Genomic DNA, 2,327 nt, shown 5'->3' with positions numbered 1-2,327 from the left:
CCAACGGGTATTTATGTAATAGGCATTCCCAGGCAAACGGATACCGAGGCGGTGCAGGTTGTCATCTGTTAAGGTATGTCCTACGTGCAATGTCCAAAACGCCCCCACGGAGGTAATGTGTGAGCGTTGTCTGGGGGACATCTCAGGTGTTGCCGTCCAGGAGACACGCCCGGTTGCTGAGGAAGTAGTTCCGGAAACCGGCCCGACGCTGATGCTTACGACAAGCGATGGCAACAGCATAACCGTCCGAGACGGTGACGTTGTTGGTCGCATGGCCGTTGGAGCGGACGTTATCGAGCCATACAAGACGGTATCCAGGCGACATGCCAGATTTACATGTGAGGATGGTACCTGGTACATCGAAGACCTCAACACGACAAACGAAACATATCTCGACGACGTGCGCCTGTCAACGGGCAAGAAGGTTCCACTGTTGGGCAATCAACGGCTGACCCTGTCTTCGGCGCTGGAGCTGACAGTGGTAATGGCATAGCAGCTCACCTGCCTGCCGTGTCGTTTAAGAGGAGGTATCTTCTTTATATTCCACGGTAAAAGAAAGAAGGAGGGCGGCTCCGCCCCCTCCTCAGACCTCCCCTGCAAGGGGGCCAGCCCCCTTGACCCCATTATTTCACACTCAATTATCATGCCTGAAAAAACCTGCGTCATTTTAGTATAACTATATTTTTACGCATCCTGGATTCTTGGTCAAGCCAGCAATGACACACTTCTGCTATAATAGAGGTATAACGGTTGTATTTTACAACTTTCAAAAATATGCACAACTGTGGAGAAGGCATCATGTCACAGGTAAAGGTAAACAATAAATTTCAGGTTACCATCCCGGCTGAGATTCGAGAAAAAGCGCACATCAAAGAAGGGGATGTTCTAGAAGTAGTCTGTCAGGATAAGACCATCGTTTTTAAGCCCAGGGCTGTTTCAGGCAGCGAAGGAATTGACGCCGCTATTGCTGAAGGGGTGAAGGACTACCAGGAAGGTCGGGTCTTTGGCCCCTTTGACAGTATTGAGGAGTTCAAAGCTGCTCTCTATAAAATATGAAACTCTTATTTACCGTTATCCTTCCCTGCGAGCTAAAAAATATAACGAAAGTCAAAATATCTGGCAGATTAGGATCAATGCTGAATATAGGGCTTATTTTCGTATCGACGGAGATACTTACGTGCTCATTGCTATATGCAAGCACCCAAAATATAGCATATTTTGATTGGATTAAGTGCAAACAGTTGCATTTGGAAAACGGCTGTAACTGTTATTGCTGCGAACCATGTTCCTGGTCTGAACAGGGAATGGAGCAGTGATCCATGCCTTTGAACCGTGAAAGTGAAATAAAACTTACTCTGCCCTTTAAAGAGGATACGAATTTACTCATCGGAGAAGGTTGCTTTTAGTTCAACCGTGCTTCCCTTTTTAATTACCGTATTGGGGGCGGGCAACTGTGCGTTGATCCTGACGCCAGTGCCGGTGATATTGACCTCAAGCCCAATGGATTTTGCAAGCTCCTGTGCCTGCGCAACGTCCTGACCCATGAAGTCTGGACAGTAGACCGGTGAGGCATATGGTCCCTTGCTCATCACCACGGAAACCTCACCACCACCCTTGTCCTCAGGGGATGGCCATTGGGCTATCACCTTGCCCTCTTCAACCGTATCGGAATGTACCTCGATCACCTTTGCGACATCCTGTTTATTGACGGCGACCATGTCCTGGGTTTTTTCCACGGGCTGACCGCGAAGGTCTTCTGCCGTCTGAGAGCGTTTGCCCTTACTCATGACCACTGAAATGGTTCGTCCTTCCTTTATCTTATTGCCTGCGGGGATGTTCTGTTTGGCTATCTGACCATTTGGGATGACACTGTCGTAGGTCTCTCCTTCCACCTTGAGGTAGAGCTTGACCCCGCTTAATATCCCGTTGGCATCCAAAAGACTCTTGCCACGCAAATCAGGAACCGCTATGCTCTTGCTCGTAGTCAGCAGGCCAAAGGTCACATAACCGGTAATGACAGTCACTACGCTGAATATGAAAAAGAACAGTACGATCCTTAATATTGCCCTCATTGTCTTGTCATCACGGTAAAGAAGAAGCCATCCGTTTGATGAACGTCGGGAAATGCCCTGTAAAGGCCCGGCCCCGGCTCCGCCCCCGCTTCCGGCTCCGACGCCTGCACCGCCGATGTCTGCCTCTGGTCAGCAAAATCGCTCAAGTCTATCCCATAGTTCTTCTTTAAGATATCCATATTGTTTATTATACAGAAATCCTCTTTTTTAGTCAAGAATTCTTTAACAACGTCCTCTGCCTCATCGCACTCGGTT

Annotated in this window: 5 protein-coding genes; 3 read left to right on the top strand and 2 right to left on the bottom strand. The window is 48.6% G+C overall.

Annotated elements, in window-relative coordinates:
* Positions 1 to 58: 58 nt before the first annotated feature.
* The 3 genes from HWQ67_RS16590 to HWQ67_RS20685 all read left to right on the top strand — a co-directional run bounded on the left by HWQ67_RS16590 (position 59) and on the right by HWQ67_RS20685 (position 1,222).
* Complete coding sequence (locus HWQ67_RS16590) at positions 59 to 493, top strand: FHA domain-containing protein (RefSeq protein WP_218253798.1); 435 nt, start codon at positions 59 to 61, stop codon at positions 491 to 493.
* A 305-nt stretch (positions 494 to 798) separates the two neighbouring features.
* Entirely contained in the window at positions 799 to 1,056 is a 258-nt protein-coding gene (locus tag HWQ67_RS16585; RefSeq protein ID WP_218253797.1) for an AbrB/MazE/SpoVT family DNA-binding domain-containing protein, read from the top strand.
* Positions 1,004 to 1,222 carry a hypothetical protein gene (locus tag HWQ67_RS20685; protein WP_425340738.1) on the top strand — a complete coding sequence of 73 codons (219 nt, stop codon included), beginning with the start codon at positions 1,004 to 1,006 and terminating at the stop codon, positions 1,220 to 1,222. The genes HWQ67_RS16585 and HWQ67_RS20685 overlap by 53 nt, the downstream gene beginning before the upstream one ends.
* A 157-nt stretch (positions 1,223 to 1,379) precedes the next feature.
* Here HWQ67_RS20685 and HWQ67_RS16580 read toward each other — a convergent pair whose 3' ends face one another.
* Together HWQ67_RS16580 and HWQ67_RS16575 are read right to left on the bottom strand one after the other, a co-directional pair.
* Positions 1,380 to 2,072 (bottom strand): PASTA domain-containing protein, encoded by a 693-nt coding sequence (locus tag HWQ67_RS16580; RefSeq protein WP_218253796.1) that lies wholly within the window; start codon positions 2,070 to 2,072, stop codon positions 1,380 to 1,382.
* Positions 2,069 to 2,327, bottom strand: a 259-nt coding sequence (locus HWQ67_RS16575) for a hypothetical protein (RefSeq protein ID WP_218253795.1), incomplete at its 5' end; no start/stop codon positions are given. The genes HWQ67_RS16580 and HWQ67_RS16575, both read right to left, overlap by 4 nt.

This window comes from Candidatus Magnetobacterium casense (genome assembly GCF_019173545.1).
GTDB lineage: Bacteria > Nitrospirota > Thermodesulfovibrionia > Thermodesulfovibrionales > Magnetobacteriaceae > Magnetobacterium > Magnetobacterium cryptolimnobacter.
Note: the sequence above shows the minus strand (reverse complement) of the source record. Positions and strands in the feature narration are given on the sequence as shown.